The 17520-nt window shown below is 39.8% G+C and carries 18 protein-coding genes; 8 read left to right on the forward strand and 10 right to left on the reverse strand.

Translation table 11 applies throughout. From position 1 onward, the window contains the following. Positions 1–31: 31 nt before the first annotated feature. The gene (gene rlmN, locus L2740_RS14250; protein ID WP_248468684.1) at positions 32–1153 is read right to left on the reverse strand and encodes a dual-specificity RNA methyltransferase RlmN; all 1122 of its coding nucleotides are present in this window, start codon (positions 1151–1153) and stop codon (positions 32–34) included. A 160-nt stretch (positions 1154–1313) separates the two neighbouring features. On the opposite strand from rlmN, the gene L2740_RS14255 reads away from it, so the two are divergent. Together L2740_RS14255 and L2740_RS14260 are read left to right on the forward strand one after the other, a co-directional pair. Continuing rightward, the gene (locus L2740_RS14255) at positions 1314–2384 is read left to right on the forward strand and encodes a CNNM domain-containing protein (RefSeq protein ID WP_248468685.1); all 1071 of its coding nucleotides are present in this window, start codon (positions 1314–1316) and stop codon (positions 2382–2384) included. Between the two features lie 183 nt (positions 2385–2567). Beyond that, positions 2568–4334: a bifunctional metallophosphatase/5'-nucleotidase gene (locus L2740_RS14260; protein ID WP_248950802.1), complete on the forward strand. Its 1767-nt coding sequence runs from the start codon at positions 2568–2570 to the stop codon at positions 4332–4334. 27 nt (positions 4335–4361) lie between these two features. Here L2740_RS14260 and L2740_RS14265 read toward each other — a convergent pair whose 3' ends face one another. From L2740_RS14265 to L2740_RS14275, 3 genes are all read right to left on the reverse strand, one after another. Further along, the gene (locus tag L2740_RS14265; protein WP_248950803.1) at positions 4362–4862 is read right to left on the reverse strand and encodes a GNAT family N-acetyltransferase; all 501 of its coding nucleotides are present in this window, start codon (positions 4860–4862) and stop codon (positions 4362–4364) included. A 291-nt stretch (positions 4863–5153) separates the two neighbouring features. Then, entirely contained in the window at positions 5154–5456 is a 303-nt protein-coding gene (locus L2740_RS14270; protein WP_248468688.1) for an NrfJ, read from the reverse strand. A gap of 170 nt (positions 5457–5626) precedes the next feature. Then, the gene (locus L2740_RS14275) at positions 5627–5851 is read right to left on the reverse strand and encodes a DUF3820 family protein (protein ID WP_108944029.1); all 225 of its coding nucleotides are present in this window, start codon (positions 5849–5851) and stop codon (positions 5627–5629) included. Between the two features lie 560 nt (positions 5852–6411). Here L2740_RS14275 and L2740_RS14280 point away from each other — a divergent pair. From L2740_RS14280 to L2740_RS14295, 4 genes are all read left to right on the forward strand, one after another. After that, positions 6412–7155 (forward strand): AAA family ATPase, encoded by a 744-nt coding sequence (locus L2740_RS14280; RefSeq protein ID WP_248950804.1) that lies wholly within the window; start codon positions 6412–6414, stop codon positions 7153–7155. Continuing rightward, entirely contained in the window at positions 7115–7558 is a 444-nt protein-coding gene (locus L2740_RS14285; RefSeq protein WP_248950805.1) for a CopG family transcriptional regulator, read from the forward strand. The genes L2740_RS14280 and L2740_RS14285 overlap by 41 nt, the downstream gene beginning before the upstream one ends. Before the next feature lie 206 nt (positions 7559–7764). Further along, on the forward strand, positions 7765–8589 hold the full coding sequence (locus tag L2740_RS14290; protein WP_248950806.1) for a M90 family metallopeptidase: 825 nt from the start codon (positions 7765–7767) through the stop codon (positions 8587–8589). 194 nt (positions 8590–8783) lie between these two features. After that, the gene (locus tag L2740_RS14295) at positions 8784–9209 is read left to right on the forward strand and encodes a nuclear transport factor 2 family protein (RefSeq protein WP_248950839.1); all 426 of its coding nucleotides are present in this window, start codon (positions 8784–8786) and stop codon (positions 9207–9209) included. 298 nt (positions 9210–9507) lie between these two features. Here L2740_RS14295 and L2740_RS14300 read toward each other — a convergent pair whose 3' ends face one another. From L2740_RS14300 to L2740_RS14315, 4 genes are all read right to left on the reverse strand, one after another. Continuing rightward, positions 9508–10836 carry an aldolase/citrate lyase/malate synthase family protein gene (locus L2740_RS14300; RefSeq protein ID WP_248950807.1) on the reverse strand — a complete coding sequence of 443 codons (1329 nt, stop codon included), beginning with the start codon at positions 10834–10836 and terminating at the stop codon, positions 9508–9510. Between the two features lie 1206 nt (positions 10837–12042). Then, positions 12043–13839 carry a GGDEF domain-containing protein gene (locus L2740_RS14305; protein WP_248950808.1) on the reverse strand — a complete coding sequence of 599 codons (1797 nt, stop codon included), beginning with the start codon at positions 13837–13839 and terminating at the stop codon, positions 12043–12045. A 7-nt stretch (positions 13840–13846) separates the two neighbouring features. After that, the gene (locus tag L2740_RS14310; protein WP_248950809.1) at positions 13847–14059 is read right to left on the reverse strand and encodes a hypothetical protein; all 213 of its coding nucleotides are present in this window, start codon (positions 14057–14059) and stop codon (positions 13847–13849) included. An 85-nt stretch (positions 14060–14144) separates the two neighbouring features. Next, positions 14145–14951: an SAM-dependent methyltransferase gene (locus L2740_RS14315; RefSeq protein ID WP_248950810.1), complete on the reverse strand. Its 807-nt coding sequence runs from the start codon at positions 14949–14951 to the stop codon at positions 14145–14147. Between the two features lie 416 nt (positions 14952–15367). Between L2740_RS14315 and L2740_RS14320 the strand changes: the two genes are divergently transcribed. Continuing rightward, complete coding sequence (locus L2740_RS14320) at positions 15368–15862, forward strand: outer membrane protein assembly factor BamE (RefSeq protein ID WP_248950811.1); 495 nt, start codon at positions 15368–15370, stop codon at positions 15860–15862. Positions 15863–15989: 127 nt separating this feature from the next. On the opposite strand, the gene L2740_RS14325 is transcribed toward L2740_RS14320, so the two are convergent. Together L2740_RS14325 and L2740_RS14330 are read right to left on the reverse strand one after the other, a co-directional pair. Then, a complete protein-coding gene (locus L2740_RS14325) occupies positions 15990–16322 on the reverse strand; it encodes an RnfH family protein (protein WP_248950812.1) in 333 nt (110 codons plus the stop codon). Then, positions 16319–16750, reverse strand: a complete 432-nt coding sequence (locus L2740_RS14330) for an SRPBCC family protein (RefSeq protein WP_248950840.1) — start codon at positions 16748–16750, stop codon at positions 16319–16321. Before L2740_RS14330 ends, L2740_RS14325 begins: the two co-directional genes overlap by 4 nt. Positions 16751–16943: 193 nt before the next feature. Here L2740_RS14330 and smpB point away from each other — a divergent pair, with 193 nt between their 5' ends. Beyond that, a complete protein-coding gene (gene smpB / locus L2740_RS14335; RefSeq protein ID WP_220760005.1) occupies positions 16944–17438 on the forward strand; it encodes an SsrA-binding protein SmpB in 495 nt (164 codons plus the stop codon). Positions 17439–17520 lie beyond the last annotated feature (82 nt).

A 17520-nucleotide genomic window follows, 5' to 3' on the forward strand; every position in this document is an offset into this window, starting at 1 on the left:
GTTAAGCCCATCTATCAGTAGATACAAAGAGTTAGTTCATTGTGACCGAAATTTGACTCTGTTGCATTTGTTTTTTCGCTAAACGTTTTGTTCTATCACGAATGTCACCCGCTAATTGGCCACAAGCAGCGTCAATATCGTCGCCGCGCGTCTTACGCACGATAACGGTAAGACCGTATTCCATCAATACTTTCGAGAATCTGTCGATACGCGAATTTGATGAACGACCATACGGTGAACCAGGGTATGGGTTAAACGGAATTAAGTTAACCTTACAAGGTGTATCTTTCATCAGTTTAGCCAGTTCATGGGCTTGGTCTGTGCTGTCATTAATGTGGTCTAACATTACATATTCTAGTGTAACGCGACCACGGTTAGCGTTTGATTTAGCAATATAACGGCGAATACCCGCTAAGAACTCTTCAAGCGGATACTTTTTGTTGATAGGAACTAGCACATCACGAAGCTCATCGTTTGGCGCATGAATACTTACTGCTAACGCCACATCTAATGCATCGCCCAGTTTGTCTAGCGCAGGTACAACACCCGAAGTTGATACGGTTACGCGGCGCTTAGATAAGCTAAAGCCAAAGTCGTCTAGCATGATATCCATTGCTGGGATCACGTTCTTAAGGTTAAGCAGCGGCTCACCCATGCCCATCATTACCACGTTAGTGATTGGACGTTCACCAGTGTCTTTAACAAAACCAATAAAGTCAGCAACACGCCAAATTTGGCCAACAATTTCTGCAACCGTGAGGTTACGGTTAAAGCCTTGCTGTGCAGTAGAGCAGAAAGTACATTCAAGTGCACAACCGACTTGAGACGATACACAAAGTGTTGCACGGTCGTCTTCGGGAATATAAACGGTTTCGACTTCTTGGCCATCACCTACATTAATAGCAAACTTAATCGTGCCATCTGCAGATTTTTGATAACTCGAAATAGCTGGCGCAACGATTTCGCATTTAGCTGCTAATTTAGCGCGCAATGCTTTGTTAATGTTAGTCATTTCTTCAAAGTCACTAACGCCAAAATGATAAATCCACTTCATTAATTGATCAGCACGGAATGGCTTTTCACCCATCTCGGTAAATAGCGCTCTTAATGCTTTACGATCAAGATCTAATAAATTGATCTTCTTTTCACTCATTTTGTCTAACCTCAAAAAAACCTAAAACCAGCTTGTGGGCGGCGAATTATACAGATCTTAACAAATATTAGCCAGCAAGCTATCACCAAAGATCTAAACCTGTGCTAGAATCCGCGCAGACTAATTTTGGTCTGCCATGTGGAGGTGTAATTTCACCTTTATGATAACTCTTATCATTATAATATTTGTCGCGATTTCCGTCTCTTTTCTTTGTAGTGTATTTGAAGCTGTATTGCTGTCAGTTACACCAAGTTACATTGCGTCATTGTCGGCGACTAACCCAGCTGCTGCTGACAGACTACGTAAACAAAAAGAGAACGTTGAATCTCCTCTCGTTTCGATCCTTACACTTAACACTATCGCCCACACTGTTGGTGCTGCGGTTGCTGGTGCGCAAGCTGCTAAGGTATTTGGCGATGAGATGCTAGGCGTATTTTCAGGTGTTCTTACCTTCTTAATTCTCTTCTTCTCAGAGATCGTTCCTAAAACTTTAGGTGCAAACTACTGGCGCTCTTTAGCACCGGTTGTTTCTATCGCATTAGTTTGGATGGAACGCAGTACCTTGCCACTTATTTGGATGTCCAAGCAAGTGACCCAGCTAATGGGTAAAGGCGACGAAGGTCAATATATCCGTCAAGAAATGAGCGCCATGGCTGAAATTGGTCGTGCATCAGGTGAACTTGATGAGCAAGAGTCGAAAATTTTGACTCAAATGCTATCGGTTAAAGAGATGCCAGTTACCGCGATCATGACACCAAGAACGGTTATGTTCAGGCTGCCAACTGATTTAACTCAGGTTGATTTTACGCGCCAATTTATGGCTAAGCCATTTACTCGAATTCCTGTCTATGACGAAGATCCAGATAACATTATTGGCTACGTTAATAGAAATGATATTTTGCTTGCTGAACGTAGCACTCCAAAAGAGTCTATCGCAGTGCTTAAAAAGAACTTATTAGTGATCCCTGAGACTGCTAAAATTTTGCCTCTTTTTGAGCTGATGATTAAGCGAAATACTAAGATTGCGATGATTGTAGATGAATACGGTTCTAACGAAGGTATTGTTACCTTGGAAGATATCGTTGAATCTTTACTCGGCCTTGAAATTGTCGACTCAAATGACCCAGTAACTGATATGCAGCAATTTGCACGTAAGTTATGGAGTCGTCGTATGAAAGATAAAGGTATTGTTTTATCTGATGATGGCGATTTTGAGCAAGAAAAAAATTAATTTAGCTAAGTAGCCACATTAACTATCTAGTTAAATTAACACTTAAAAAAGGGAGCATGGCTCCCTTTTTTGTGCCTTTAACATACCAGCATAGTTACGATTACACTATAAAACAGCAACAAATCTGCTTGTGATTGGTCACCTTCTGCATGCTATAATCCCTCTTTGGTCCAGAGGAATAAGATGACAACAGCACACCCTACAGTCGCGCAATATAAATTAAAACTTGCCCACATTAACGATACTCACTCTCACTTTGATGCAAATCGAATTCAATTTACGCTATTTCAACAGCAAAAAGAGCTAACTTTATATAGCCATACTGGTGGTTATGCTCGTATCGGATACCAGCTCACTCTGGCAAGGGCAGATGCTGTAAATAATCAGCAAACATTTTTATTTCTGCATGGTGGTGACAGTTTTCAGGGCACGCTTTACTTCAATGAATTTAAAGGTAAAGCCAATTCAGACCTACTTAATATGCTCAAGCCCGACGCAATGGTGCTTGGCAACCATGAGATTGACGCTGGTAATGAGCCAGTCCTAGACTTTCTCAATGATATCAAATTCCCTTTGCTTGCAGGCAATATGGACCTCAGTCAAGAATGCCCAAAAAAACATGCACGACTGAATGGCCATCCAAACCTGTTTGATCTAAACCCACAAACTCAAACTGCAAAAGTATTGCTTAAACCACTTGGTGATAAGCAAGTTGCCATTGTCGGGATTACATTAGATCAAATGGCCGAAATTGCAGGGCCCGATGAAGATATTAACTTTATCAATGCAATTGAAACCACCAAGCGCACAGTCGAGCTTTTGAAAGCTAATGGTATCGACCATATAGTCGTGTTAAGCCACCTCGGCTTAGATCAAGATAAAGTTCTTGCTAAAGAAGTCGATCATATTAGCGTAATTGTTGGTGGCCACTCACATACTTTACAAGGCGATTTTAAAGACTTGGGCTTATCAAATATGCCCTATGGCGAACGTGTTAATGGCACCGCTATTTTACATGCAGGTAAGTACGCTGAAACTCTTGGCTTGGCTGATATAGAATTTGACACTCAAGGGCAAGTAATCTCTCTTAGCGGCGGAAACTACTTTATGTTAGATCAGCAGTTTATTCTACAATCATCTAACGATGTCAGCCCAGAGGATTATTTAGATGTACGCCAAGTATTAGAGTCTCATCCTTTCATTTTATTTGATGATGAAGATCCCTGCATTCAAGCCAGAATTTCACAAAAGTATCGCCCTAGCCTAGATGCAATGAATAACAAAATCTTGGCCTTTGTACCAAGAAACTTAATTCATACTCGTTTACCTAGCAAAGCCCTACCCCATGGTAGTGAAATTGCTCCTTGGGTGAGTCGTAGTATGTATCAAGAAACCCTTGAGTCGGGTATAGAGATAGACTTTGCTCTGCATAATGCCGGCGGCGTTCGTCAGTCACTTGATAAAGGTGAAGTTAGTTTAGCTGAGGTGCTAGGGCGTATTTTACCGTTTGATATTCCTTTGGTTGCGTATGAGATCCAAGGAAAATACTTATTTCAACTGCTTGAGTCTGCAATTAATGGCGCAACCAATAACAGTGTTATCGGAACCGGAGCAGGCAGCTTTCCGTACACCTATGGACTTAAGTATTTTTACGATGGTAAGCAACAACTTGGACAACGTATCATCAAACTAGAAATATTACGTACAAATGCTGGTGTGAATACTTGGTTAGATGTCGACCCAAATAGTTTTTATAAAGGCGTATCCTCATCTTACACCGCATCAGGTAAAGAGGGATACCATGCAATACTCCAAGCAACATGGAGTAAAGATATTGAAGGTTTAAGCTTACCGCAGGCATTTACTCAATTTATCAGTAAGATGCAAACCTTAGATGAAACTATTGAACCGCAGGTTCACTATACTAGCCATCATCTAACGCCGCTTTAACCCTGAAAGCTTAAGCCTCTATAGCAATTAGCTTAGAGGCTTATTCATGTAGTATCCCATAATAATGACACCACGCTTTTCTTGATAACTACGATGCCTGAGCTTAAAGCCTTGTGCTTCAAACAATGGCTTTGACACTTTAGAAGCATCAACAGTCAGCTCGGCAAATTTCTGCTGTCGTGCCCATAGCTCAAGAGCCTGATATAACTGTTTAGCAATACCACGCTTTTGATAATTAGGCGCGACATATAAACTGTCGATATAACCTTGGCTATCAAAGCGGGTTTCCACATTAATCACCCCGCAACATACAGGTTTTCCTGATATAGATTTAGCGCTATCAACAACCAACCAAGCTTGTGATTTTGATAAACGCTTATGCCAATGATAAGGCGACCTAGGCGCAAAAGACCAAGCAAACTTTTCATCAGCACTGTATATCGCTTCACTTATGCTTTGAATCGCTAAATGACAAAGATTAGCAACGTCTTGTGCATATGCTTTTTGATAGGGAATTAAGGTCAACATAAGCTGATGATACTTTCTAATGGTTTATAACGAGTTATGTATCTTATACCAAACAGTATAAGAACTTGCTCTGCTCTAAATGATTTTGACAAACAAATCCAAGACGAATCGCTGCGGTAAGAGTTATCTCAAAGCAATACAACAGATCAATTGACAACCAAAACTATGATTCAAACAAAAGAAAATGGCGTAGAGGTTAGTCTACGCCATTAAAAATTCTAGCGGTTTATAGATCGCTTAATCTCAATATCTGTTGCTTGGTGCTTACCTAAAAGCGGTCAACAACAGCATTTATTTTTTGTCGATACGACCAACAAATAGCAATTTGTCGAAGGTACGGTTTAGCGTTTTACTGCTAAAATCGCTCATCCACATTTGCTCCTGAACAACAACTGTATCGCCTTTTTTCACTTCAACTTGTGGACCCGCTGCCCAGAAAGTCTTGTCAGCTTCTTGAATTTGAACGTAAGTGTAACCACCACCGTTCATAGTATCCATTACAGTACCTTCATGCATAACACCTTGTGCCCATGCGCTTGAAATACCTAGTGCTAGAGTTGCTGCCGCAGCCAATTTAACTAATTTAGCTATCATCGGACATTTCCTTTAAAAGTTATCAATTCGTCATTATTAAAGCACGCAATAGATTATAAATCTCTAATTAGTCGCAACTATTAGATCCAACTCTCAGAACCAAAGATTTGTGTACCTAGCACGGAACTTTATAAAATACAGCTTATTTGCAGCAAATTTATCAAAACTAACTACGAACGCTTCGCTTCATCTAATATCGGCTGCAACATACCTTCAAGACCATTAAGTTTAACTTCATACATTAAGGCTAATTGCTGGCCTAACTTACCCTCAGGAAAGCCTTTGGAGTGAAACCAGACTAAGTAAGGTTCGGGTAATTCAAGCAAACGCCTTCCGGCATATTTACCAAACGGCATTTTTTGGGTGATAGCTTCTAGTAGGAGTTTTTCATCCATTCTGAGCACGCCTCTAAATAAAACAATATTTGAAATAGTAAACCAAGATTGTATCAGCCTCTCGATAAAACTACTGCCTTGTTAGCCTCTATTTCTAGTTAACTACTGCTCGCATCTAACTAAAACGATATATCTATTTCTTATAAGCAGAGCAATTAACATAACAGAAACACAATTAAAGTCATTCTTTTGCATTAGGGAGTTCAACATTTGAACGACATAAAACAATTTTTTTAAAGCAATAATAACGCTAAACAGTTAATTATATTAGCGAATAATGAGCTACATAAACTGCTCATTAAATCGTCAAAAAACCATCAAATCTACATTCAGCGTCAACAAAATAACGCCTGCCAATGACTCAAGAAAGCGCCAAAATTTGTACCGTTGACGAACTAAATTTATCGACCTAGATTAAAGTAACACTAGATTGAAGTTACTGCGACCGAGTTGATTTAGTCGGTTTTAGGCTCAATGCTGCACTAAACAAGTACGCAATCTATCGCCCTTTCATTCATATAATAAAAGCTATAAATAACCGCGTACAAAAGGAAAACAATATGATCATACTCGTTGGTGGCGAAAAAGGTGGTAGCGGTAAAAGTTGCCTAGCCCAAAACATAGCAGTGTTTCTAACCGCAGAATGCCAAGCCTCAGTTATCATGGTCGATTGCGATCCTCAACGCACAACATCTGACTGGATCCATGCGCGTAACAATAATACTGAATTACCTAGCATCAATTGCGTACAGCTTTATGGAAAAATCCGTAATGACCTTCTTAGCTTAGAGCAACATTATGACTATGTACTTGTTGATTGTGGCGGCCAAGACAATTTAGCGCTACGTGCAACCATGTCTGTGGCTTCCCATGTGCTAATGCCACTACGCCCTAAGCGCAGAGATTTAAAAACCGTCAGTCATATGGACGATATAGTAGCAACATGTATGATGATAAACCCTAAGATGCGGGCCACCTTTGTCATTACCCAATGTCCTAGCCTTCCCAATCAAGCCAGCCGTATTTTTGAAGCAAAGGAAGTTTGTAAAACCTACGACATCAATGTACTAGACGCGATTACCTATAGCCGCAATATTTACGATGATAGTGAAGAGTCCGGCTTATCAGTGCTTGAAATTGAACCTAAAGGAAAAGCAGCTAACGAGATAAGAGGCATAGCATGTGAAATGCTGCAGGTAACTAACGCTACCGAGATCCGCAACCGACTTGCCGAAAAACAGATGAAAAAGATGAGAGGTGATTATGGGTCTGGCAGATCTCAAGAAAAGCTCTACGCGGTCTAGAACCTCCAAGAATAAAGGACAACCTCATCAATTAACACTCGATTCGCTAGTTGATGATTTTATTAATGACGCAAACCGATATGCTCTTGGTCAGCAAGTGCTGACCTCAGAGCAAAACACAGTTGCAGATCTTGCATTCATCGCAGCTAAGCCATCAAAAAGCTCTGCGATTAACACAGCAAGTCAACCTGAAACAAACGATATTAAAACCGTTAAAAAAGGGCCTGCACCGGTAAGAAAGGCAACCTTCACCTTAACTGAATCGGCAATTGCTCATTTAGCCGTACTCGCAGATGACTGCGATATAGCTAAATCTAAACTAATCCGCTTTTTAATTGAACACCATTTCAATTTAACGGCAGAACAACGAAAACAAAAGGAGCAAAGTATAATCGTAGAATAACCCTCCCGTCCTGACCTTAGCTGACAGTAGTTGGAACTCTTTTGAAGTATTACTCTGTCAGCATTTTTTTATTCAAAATATCACTTTAATCGCTACAACCAATGCCCAATCTCATGATTATTAAGCGCAATAATTATCCGCAGCGGTTGAATTTCGCGCATCAAGCCACATATCAAAATCTATACAAGGATTTAAAAAGGAAGGCTATGATAGCTATTGCTTTAATTTTAATACTGAGTGGCGCAGCCATTTTCTGGATTGCCAGCACGACATGGCGCGCTAAGCAGCGTCGATTAGCCATTACTAAACAGCCTTTTCCCCATCAGTGGCGAGAAATACTAAAACGCCGCATACCATTTTTTAGAGTGCTACCAGCAGACTTACAATTGCAACTAAAAAAGCATATTCAGGTTTTTATCGCTGAGAAACGCTTTGTCGGTTGTGATGGATTACAGATCAACGATGAGATTAGAGTGACAGTAGCAGCCCAAGCATGCTTATTACTGCTTAACCGCAAAACTGATTTCTACCCCAACTTAAAAGAAATTTTAATTTACCCATCAGCATTTATAGTTGAAAACCAGCAACAACATGGCGCCGGAGTTGTATCAGAGCAACGTAGAGTGCTAGCAGGAGAATCATGGCAGAATGGTCGAGTGATTTTATCGTGGCAAACAACCAAGCACGATGCGGCTATTCCAGATGATGGTAGCAATGTGGTGATCCATGAATTTGCTCATCAATTAGATCAAGAAGGCGGTAATGCTAATGGCGCACCTATCTTAAAAAATACTGCTGATTATCAATCGTGGTCAGCAGTATTAATGCAAGAGTATCAAGTATTAGTCAACGCAGCCCAACATGGTGAACATTCACTGTTCAATTATTACGGCGCCACAAATCCTGCGGAATTCTTTGCTGTAATAAGCGAAGTCTTTTTTGAGCAGCCCCATGAGTTTATTGCTAATCACCCCGCACTATATGCAGAGCTAAGTTCTTTTTATCAGCTTGACCCTGTAAATTGGCAATAATGACTATCTAAATAAAACTTACAAGCTAAATCCCTCTACAGGAAACTCCTGAACGGAAGTGACTTTACTTGATACTAGGCTCAATGAGCCCAACGAACTATAACCAATAAAAGGATAATAAGGTAATGCTCAACATCAGCTTACATAAAGGCTTAGTAAAGCCCTTAGCCACGCTTTGCGTGCTGCTTACGATTATGGCCAGCCATACATTAGCAGCCAAAGAGCTAAACCAAGATCAACAGCAAGCAGCTAACGTCTTAAATGCACTAAACCAATACTCATCTACTGCAGACTGGGATAACTATTTTGCTTTATATGCTGATGACGGTATTTTTATTGGTACAGATGTCAGTGAACATTGGTCAAAGGCAGAGTTTGAACAATATGCTCGCCCAACAACAGGCTGGCGTTATGATCTCACCAGCAGAAAAATGACACAGCGCGGCGATGTAATTTGGTTTGATGAAGTATTGTCTAGCCCATCTTATGGCGTTAGCCGCGGAACGGGAACACTGATTAAAACCAATGGCGTCTGGAGAATCGCCCAGTACCATTTGAGTTTTCCTATTCCCAACAGCATTGCGAAGTCGATAACAAAGCAAATAATCGCTAACCAATAACGTATTTATTGATTGATTGATTGATTGATTGATTGATTGAAAAAGTAACTGGCAAACTAATTGGACTTACGCTTGCTTAAACTTAAAAAAATGCGACTCCGAAGAGTCGCTAATCACAAGCAAGTAAATGGTAGGAACACCAAACGAAATAAAAACCCGCGCGGCACGTAGGGATACCGTGCGGGGGACACAAGCTACAAAATGTAGCCAAACTTTCACTTTCTATAAAACAACTAACTTTGATAATGAGCAGCGTTTAATAACACTCTAAACCGACACATGAGTTAAACTAATCAGCTTATACGGCAGGCAATAGATCTTGCGCATGAATTGGCGCATCAACGTCTCGGGTAATATGCAATTGATTGCTATTGCCCTCACCTATGTAACGGTTAAATACCGACATTGCAGTCTCAACAAGCCGCGCATGATTAACATTGACACCATCAAAACCGCTACGTGCTTTTAATTCCAATTCACGAGTGATGCTAAGTAGCTCTACATTATCATCTGAGCTCACCAGAATTCGTTCGTCAGTCAACACTGTAGTTAGCGCCAATGCACCACGCTTATGACAGGTTTTAATCAATAAACGTTGATACGCATCTAAACTTACGTTGTTAGCGCTCAGGCGACTAACAGATGATGGCTTAACACCTTGCATTTCATCTACTTGAGCAGCACTCAAAATACTTGATAAATTAGCGCTACTTAACGCGACAATATTTGATCTCAGCTCATACAAGATTTCATCCATCTCCAACATGGCGGGGATGGTTTCGATGCCACAAGTACATTTAATCGAGCCTGGCTGTAAACAAAAACGAGCCTCAACAAATGCAAATACCTTTGCCCACCAACGAGCCTCCAAGTGGCTTTCTAGTTTAGGAATATAAAAATAGGGTCCACTGCCATTACTGAGCAGTTGACGATAATTGTTATAAAAATATACGCAAAAATCGAATAGCCCAGCAGGAATAGGCTCACCAGCAAACTCGATCTGCTGTTGTTTAATATGTAAGCTGCGCACTTTGCAAGTAATGGCTGCAGCAGAGTTGATTTCTAGCTGCAACTCAGTATTGTCACTAACCGTGTCGGAGCCAATGCTACGGGTTACGATGCCAGCAAGGTCAGTATGCCCTTGAATAATGCTTTGCCAGCTTTGTGAATCAGTAAATTCAACAATAAAAGCCTTCGCATCGGTATGTATACCAGTGTCAGTCACGCTCATTTTGGCTACAGATCCAGTGAGCTCTACACGCCTATCTTGCAGAGCTTCGGTAACTGCGCGGACCTGCCAACGTCCCTGACGAATAGAAGCTGTTTCTGTTGAAAAGTCCTGCTTTTCACCAAGCGAAAAACGTTGCTGTTTTAGCTGGCGAGCCTTAAGTAATGAGTTAACTTCAGGAGCAAATTGCTGACATAAAGCTTTAAGTAAACATTTAACACCATCTGATAGTAATTCCTGCTGTCCATCTATAGGTTCATTTACAAACGATAACTCTGTAAGTTCCGCTCTGCGGATTGTTTTAGGTTGCTTTAATTCCTCAGACAGATTTGTTGTAACCTGAGCTTTAGCTGGCAGTTGTCTTTCTGGTGTTGATAGTTCTGCTAATAACCCTGTCATTTTTATCTCCTAAAACTTAACTACCTTACTAAAGCCTGTGCTGATAGTGCTTTTACCTGATACAAGAGGCCTAATATCCAATTCTATTGGTTAATTATGATGGCTGACTCAGATAGCGAACTCTGATAGCAAATACCTATGCTTGGTTGTGCCCACCTAACAATTCGCTTTGGCTACTACAGCGCATTAAACAAAGCAGCTTGCATCAAGCTAATCACTACAATTGCTGCTTTAGCTAATGTTGATTTACCACAAAAACTACGGATTAAAAGTTATGCTTGCAAGTTTGAAGGAGGGACAAGCCTTGAGAAAAACTGATGACAAATGACTAAAAAACTGTTGAAGATGACAGGCAAAGCAAAGCTTAAGATACTGATTAAAAACAATTTAAAATTTAATAAAGAGAGTAAAACGGCTCTATTTTCCAATTAGTCAGACAAATTGACCAAGCACTCTACACCAAAGTTAGCTCCGTTATAAAATTACTTAATGCAACAATTTATTTACACCAAAAGGCACTCAACCCAATTAATAAGTTTTATTACTGCGTTTATCGCTAACCTATAAGTAAACAAATAAAGTATAAATAAAACATAAAGTTAATCTAACAATCCAAAACTCAAGATTCAAACGATCGTTTAAACTTTACGTTTACGTTAAAGTTAGCTGATTGTTATATTCAGAGAATAATCATCAGTGTGATAATTGATGACCAACATTAAAAAAAACATTGGTTAAACAGTGATTTATTTTTATTTTATAGATAGTTTCTAGCATTCACGCTAAAAACATGACTACATGAATAGTTCTTAGTTCCATGTTTAGCAAATGTATTTATACAGCTGCAGATAAAACTCGCTCAGTGCCTCTTCCTTTCAGCCATTAAGCTACGTTGTTTAAGCTATCTGTATCGAGTCTGTATGGCGGGCTATTGAGGTAGTATGGAAAGAGTATACAGAGAGTCACTTAATCGCAGCAATATGCCACTATTGCTAAAGAATGCATAGCTCTATAACGGGTGGCAACAAGCTCATGCAATATGTGCAGACGTTTTTATATCGATAAACATCGCATTACCCAAACTACAGAAGAAACTAACTCTCAGTTAATGCATAAACGATATTAATAGTGAGCGATGATGCGCCTTACAATGGTGTAGTTCTCGAGTTGAAAGGCCATTGATAAGTTAGCATACATACACAGCAACTAACTCAACAACGGTTTTTGGCTATCGCTTTGCCTATCTTTATGGCAATGCATTCCCTTTAAGTCGTCACTGTAAACAGTAACTCTATTACGGCCAGCATGTTTAGATGCATACAAAGCGAGATCAGCGCGTTTAAGGATCGGATCCAAGCTAAGATCATCGACTAGATTGCTCGACACACCAAAGCTAGCACTAAGCTTAAACTGATGCCCAGAATACTTGCTATCGATCTCTTCGATGACCTTCTTACAGCGATCAGCAATATCGATTGCAGCTTGCTCATTAGAATAAGGTAAGAATAGTGCGAACTCTTCCCCCCCCATGCGAGTAAAGATATCACCATCCCTAATAAGCGGCTTAATAACCGCAACCACATGCTTTAGTGCCCAATCGCCGGTTGCGTGACCAAAACTATCATTGATGTGTTTGAAAAAATCTAAATCAAAGAGAACAACCGAGAAATTTGCATCGCGTAAACAGACTTGCACAAACTCATTTTCAGCAAAATCTTGCCCCGCACCTCTGTTATAAACCCCCGTTAACCTATCGATAAGTGCAAGTTTACGATAACGAATTTTTTGCCTATGACTCGAAAATAAAAACAAAGATAAGAAAAATATGCTGCCAGTCAATATAGTAACAATCATAAAGCTATTAACTTGGTCTGATTGTTCAAGCTCTTTTTGCGTTTCCATCAAGCGACGCTCTTGATTGAGTAATGCAATCTCGCGTGCCTGTTCTTGATGCTTAAATTTCGCCATTTGATAGGCGTTAGCCTTAGCTTTAGTGTCATCGAGAATTGAATTGCTGTATTTCTGATGAGACTCTAAATAGTCATAGGCAAGTTTGTACTGCTTTGACTCCAAGTATCTCTGCGACAGCACTTTGGCGGCAATAGCTTTATATTCAATATGACTAGGCTCGTCGTTTAACTCCATGACTTTTCTAGCAAAGGTCTCAGCTTGAATAAAGTCACCTAAATGGAAGTAAGTTTGACTTAATAATGCATTTACATGATTGATTTCGATTTGAAAATTAAATTCTTGATAGCCTTCTAATACTGTCTCCAGCAAACCTTTAGCAGACTGATAATCCTCAGTATTGAGAGCAATTTCAGCTAAGCCTTTTTGTGACATCAAGGCGATAAGTGGAAGTTGATTAGTTTCGCAAAAATCCTGGCTACGTTGAAAGCTACTATCTGCATTTTGATACTGCTGCTGTTTTAAGTCAGCAACAGCGACATATAACAAAGCGAAACAATGCTGCCTATTATCAAGGTCATGGCTAAGTGTCATGGCTTCTAACGCATACTCTCGTAAATCTTGATAGGCATCCAACTCTAGTGCAAGGTATGCCAAGCGAACGTATGAACCTACCTTAATATCAATATCATTGATTTTATTAATACGTTCTAAATGCCTCTCCATTAACATTAAAGCTCCAGAGTATTGTTTTAATGTAATGTAGTTTGTTGTAAGAGTCTGATAAATTTTGTTTAGTAACTCATCACTTGGATTTAATTTTTCAGCTTTGACTAAAAGGCTATTCGAAGAAAGATAATCCCCCTTATATGTCAGGAGAACAGCTTGATACATATAAACTTTAGTTTTTTGTTCACGGGTAAGATTAGGCCATACATCATTAAGCTGCTTAATAAGCTCTTCAGAATGCATAGAGGAAGTACTAATATTCAGCTCTAACTTCATTAGAATTGCGTCATAGTCAACGTCTTCAGCACGACTAACATTAGAAATAACTAAAGAGGATAAAAAAAATAGGACTATGACGCATCTCATAAAGTGATTACTTCTTATTCACATATACAACCATATAACTTTTCACACTCTTATCACCGGACAATGATTTAAGCTTGTTATCATCGCCAGACATCACCGCCTCGATCTCATCGTCATTTAGGCCATTAGCCTGCATCACACCTTGTGGGTCCTGCTTATATTCCTCTAGCAACTTGGCATCAGAACCTAACTTCTCAAAAAAACTATTAAACTTTGACATTTTTATTCCCTTAATTAAATGAACACTATTGGTTTTATTTAGCCGCATGGCAGCGGTAATTTATGTTGAATAATTAGCAGCCCTTCTAACCTAGCTCTTCAGCGGTGATCCCAAGTTTAGCCAATACCTCATGATTAAACTCAAGCTCCCGTGACGGCGGAATGAGCAAGGTGGTGATAGATGAAAGCTGCGCAAACGGCAATTGCTTCAACGCAATCTTTTCAATTCTTGGAGTTTGAGTAGGTAAATTTGGCGCTTCATAGAGCACAATTTCATGTTCAAGCGGATACCACTCATTAAGTTGCTCTACTAACACCTGCAACCTGTCTGATGAAGTATGAAATTCGGTTAAGGTGTGCTCACCGGCGATACCTATTTGCCACAACAAGAGATGTGTTGTTGGATCTGGCGTATGTTTATAAAACATAAACTGGCTAGCTTCGAAACTCTGATGCCCAGAAGCACCGGGATCAATACCAACATCGGCCCATAAACAAGCTTCAGCAGAAATACCCGGCTCCATCTGCGCGGCATAGCCTTCTTCTTTCGCTTGCGCAATAGCAAAATGCGAAACACATGCAAACACGCCGGGATGGCCATATAGAGCACAGACAACTTGCTTGCCTAGGCGCACTTGCTCCAAAATAGCTTCCACCATTTGATCATAGGTATCGCGGCGATTTTTTACTTCGCCCTTTTGGGCGTAATAAGGCTGAAGGCTACGTACATCTTGATTAAGTGATTCCAACCAATGCTGAGCAAATCCATCTGGTACCAAAGAAAATACCACGTCAGCATGTTCGATATAACTTTTGCTTAATACACTAATTTGTCCAGCCAAATTTAGACCTGTACCTACGCACACTAAAGTCCCTTTACTATCCGCATTCATTGCTTAACTACCTATATTCTCATTTCTTGTCATGACCTTAACGCTTGGCACTATTGAACAAACTGCACAAAGTAATGCCAAGTTAACACAACATTTAAACAACTAAAATACAAACAATAAGATACATTTGAAATTCATGGCTCTATTAGCCATTTTCAATAGCAAAGAAATACGTTAAAACTAACCTGTTGAAGCATAAAGATGTTCATCAAGGCTTACTTACAAAGCATTTAACTTTAATAACTGAACTAAATGTGATTTTTAGACTCAATAGATTTACAAGCAGAGATTAATGTTAAATCTTGTAATTAATGTATAGAATCATGGCCCAAGCACACCTTAACGCAATTACCCTTGTCATAAGGGTGACTGCTTGGGTATTATGACCGACAGATTTTTATGAAGTAGCGCATTCAATGACAATTAAAAAGAAAAGTCTTACCCTTTTGGGCGCTGCTGCGCTCTCGTTATCAATCACTGGTTGTGGTGTTTTTGACTATTTGATCTATAAACCTGATATCCCTCAGGGTAACTATATGGAAAAACAACAAGTCGAAAAGCTCCGTATCGATATGACCAAAGAGCAGGTTGAATACGTTTTAGGTCGTCCAGTACTACGTGACAGTTTTTCTGACGATACTTGGTATTATGTTTATCACTACAAGAGTGGACGTGACGCCAGCATCATTCATAAAGAGCTGATCTTAAACTTCGATGGCGACAAGCTGACAGAAGTAACCGGTGATTACGAGCTGAGTGCTGATTTTAATACGCCGCTAGAACAAAGCCGTTTGCCAGAAGTGAATATGCCAGAAGATGACCCACTCATTCCTGAGCAACGTCCAGAAGCAGAGCCGTTAGTTGAAGAGCAAGAAACTCAACCAGAAACACTCTCTGAAAAGTTTGAATAATTGACACTTATTTTAGTGTAAAAAAATGGCGAGAACCGCTTAGGTTACTCGCCTTTTTTATAGATTAAATAGCAGCTCAGCTATGTTTATAGCCACTACTTATGAATTGTCATCCATTTCAAATATGTTATAGCTTACCGCCAGTTATCTTATTAATGCGGCCATCTTCTTTTGCTTTTTCAGCACGCTTACGACGCACATCTTTTGGATCCGCAATTAATGGTCGATAAATTTCAACTCGCTGACCAGGCAAAAGCACTTCATCATGCTTAACCAAACGACTAAAAATGCCCAACTTTACTGTTTCTAGGTCAATTTCAGGAAAGTATTGCTGCATATCACTTAGTTTTACAGCTTCAATACAGGTTGTTTCTGGTGGTACATGTACCTTAATAAGCTTTTGCTGTTTAGGTAAGGCATAAATGACTTCAACTAAAAAACCACTTTGTTCAGTACTCATTTGTAAATCACCTTTGCTCGATTAGTAAACGCAGTCACCATCGACGCCATCAATTCTTTAAACACTTTACCAAACGCAAGATCCGCAATAGAGCTTGAAAATTCAAAGCTCAGTTCAAACTCAACCTTACAAGCATCGTCAGTAAGTTCAGTAAATTTCCACTCACCAAATAACTCTTTAAAAGGGCCATTTTCTAGCTGCAACTGAATACTCTTACCCGGCACAACTTGGTTACGAGTGGTAAATGTTTTACTGATCCCCGCTTTGGCGACATCAACTGAAGCCACCATGGTTTGGCCGTCAAACTCAATCACTTTACCGCCCACGCAACCTGGCAAGAACTCTTTATAAGATTCTACATCGTTTACAAGTTCATACATCTGCATCGCACTAAAGCGAACTAAGACACTACGAGAAATTTGCGGCATTGACGGTCGGTACTCAATAATAATATTTTGATTGTCGATTTTAGCATGAACACAAAAAAACGCATCTATGATACAGTACAGCGGCTTTAAGCGATTAAAAAGCAAACAAACTCGCTACGTTACAATAGAAATCATCGAATAAATTGATGTCGCCAATTCCATATTTGTTTTGCCTGAGTATAATGACTTCCCTATGGCTAAGAAAAATGCAAAAAATTCAAAGAACAGTTCAGCTTCCATCGCACGTAACAAACGCGCGACCTTTGACTATAAGTTCGAAGAGAAGCTAGAAGCGGGCCTATCCCTAATGGGATGGGAAGTTAAGTCTATTCGTATGGGCAAGGTAAACTTGTCTGAAAGCTACGTATTCCTAAGAGAAGGCGAAGCTTATCTTTTTGGCTGCACAATCGCGCCGCTTAACACAGCTTCTTCACACGTAGTATGTGATCCTTTGCGCTCACGTAAATTACTACTTAAACGTAAAGAGCTTGATAAGCTAGAAGGCTTAGTTGAACGTAAAGGCTACTCAATCGTACCTATTTCAATGTATTGGCAAAAAGGCGCTTGGGTAAAAATAGAGATCGGCTTGGGTAAAGGTAAGAAAGATCACGATAAACGTGAAGATACCAAAGACCGTGAATGGCAAATTGAAAAGTCTCGTACGATGAAAAAGGCTGTTCAACAGTAAATCGATACAAGAATACGACCGATAACGGTCGTATAACGAACAATCGATTAGTAATGCGCTTTTTATCCTTGTTAAATGGCGA

It is taken from the genome of Shewanella pneumatophori (assembly GCF_023283895.1).
Lineage (GTDB): Bacteria > Pseudomonadota > Gammaproteobacteria > Enterobacterales > Shewanellaceae > Shewanella > Shewanella pneumatophori.

Bases quoted from the DNA above. Each gene is read 5' to 3' on its own strand.
- rlmN (WP_248468684.1), bottom strand. From the start codon at position 1,153: ATGAGTGAAAAGAAGATCAATTTATTAGATCTTGATCGTAAAGCATTA.
- L2740_RS14255 (WP_248468685.1), top strand. From the start codon at position 1,314: ATGATAACTCTTATCATTATAATATTTGTCGCGATTTCCGTCTCTTTT.
- L2740_RS14260 (WP_248950802.1), top strand. From the start codon at position 2,568: ATGACAACAGCACACCCTACAGTCGCGCAATATAAATTAAAACTTGCC.
- L2740_RS14265 (WP_248950803.1), bottom strand. From the start codon at position 4,862: ATGTTGACCTTAATTCCCTATCAAAAAGCATATGCACAAGACGTTGCT.
- L2740_RS14270 (WP_248468688.1), bottom strand. From the start codon at position 5,456: ATGATAGCTAAATTAGTTAAATTGGCTGCGGCAGCAACTCTAGCACTA.
- L2740_RS14275 (WP_108944029.1), bottom strand. From the start codon at position 5,851: ATGGATGAAAAACTCCTACTAGAAGCTATCACCCAAAAAATGCCGTTT.
- L2740_RS14280 (WP_248950804.1), top strand. From the start codon at position 6,412: ATGATCATACTCGTTGGTGGCGAAAAAGGTGGTAGCGGTAAAAGTTGC.
- L2740_RS14285 (WP_248950805.1), top strand. From the start codon at position 7,115: ATGGGTCTGGCAGATCTCAAGAAAAGCTCTACGCGGTCTAGAACCTCC.
- L2740_RS14290 (WP_248950806.1), top strand. From the start codon at position 7,765: ATGATAGCTATTGCTTTAATTTTAATACTGAGTGGCGCAGCCATTTTC.
- L2740_RS14295 (WP_248950839.1), top strand. From the start codon at position 8,784: ATGGCCAGCCATACATTAGCAGCCAAAGAGCTAAACCAAGATCAACAG.
- L2740_RS14300 (WP_248950807.1), bottom strand. From the start codon at position 10,836: ATGACAGGGTTATTAGCAGAACTATCAACACCAGAAAGACAACTGCCA.
- L2740_RS14305 (WP_248950808.1), bottom strand. From the start codon at position 13,839: ATGAGATGCGTCATAGTCCTATTTTTTTTATCCTCTTTAGTTATTTCT.
- L2740_RS14310 (WP_248950809.1), bottom strand. From the start codon at position 14,059: ATGTCAAAGTTTAATAGTTTTTTTGAGAAGTTAGGTTCTGATGCCAAG.
- L2740_RS14315 (WP_248950810.1), bottom strand. From the start codon at position 14,951: ATGAATGCGGATAGTAAAGGGACTTTAGTGTGCGTAGGTACAGGTCTA.
- L2740_RS14320 (WP_248950811.1), top strand. From the start codon at position 15,368: ATGACAATTAAAAAGAAAAGTCTTACCCTTTTGGGCGCTGCTGCGCTC.
- L2740_RS14325 (WP_248950812.1), bottom strand. From the start codon at position 16,322: ATGAGTACTGAACAAAGTGGTTTTTTAGTTGAAGTCATTTATGCCTTA.
- L2740_RS14330 (WP_248950840.1), bottom strand. From the start codon at position 16,750: ATGCCGCAAATTTCTCGTAGTGTCTTAGTTCGCTTTAGTGCGATGCAG.
- smpB (WP_220760005.1), top strand. From the start codon at position 16,944: ATGGCTAAGAAAAATGCAAAAAATTCAAAGAACAGTTCAGCTTCCATC.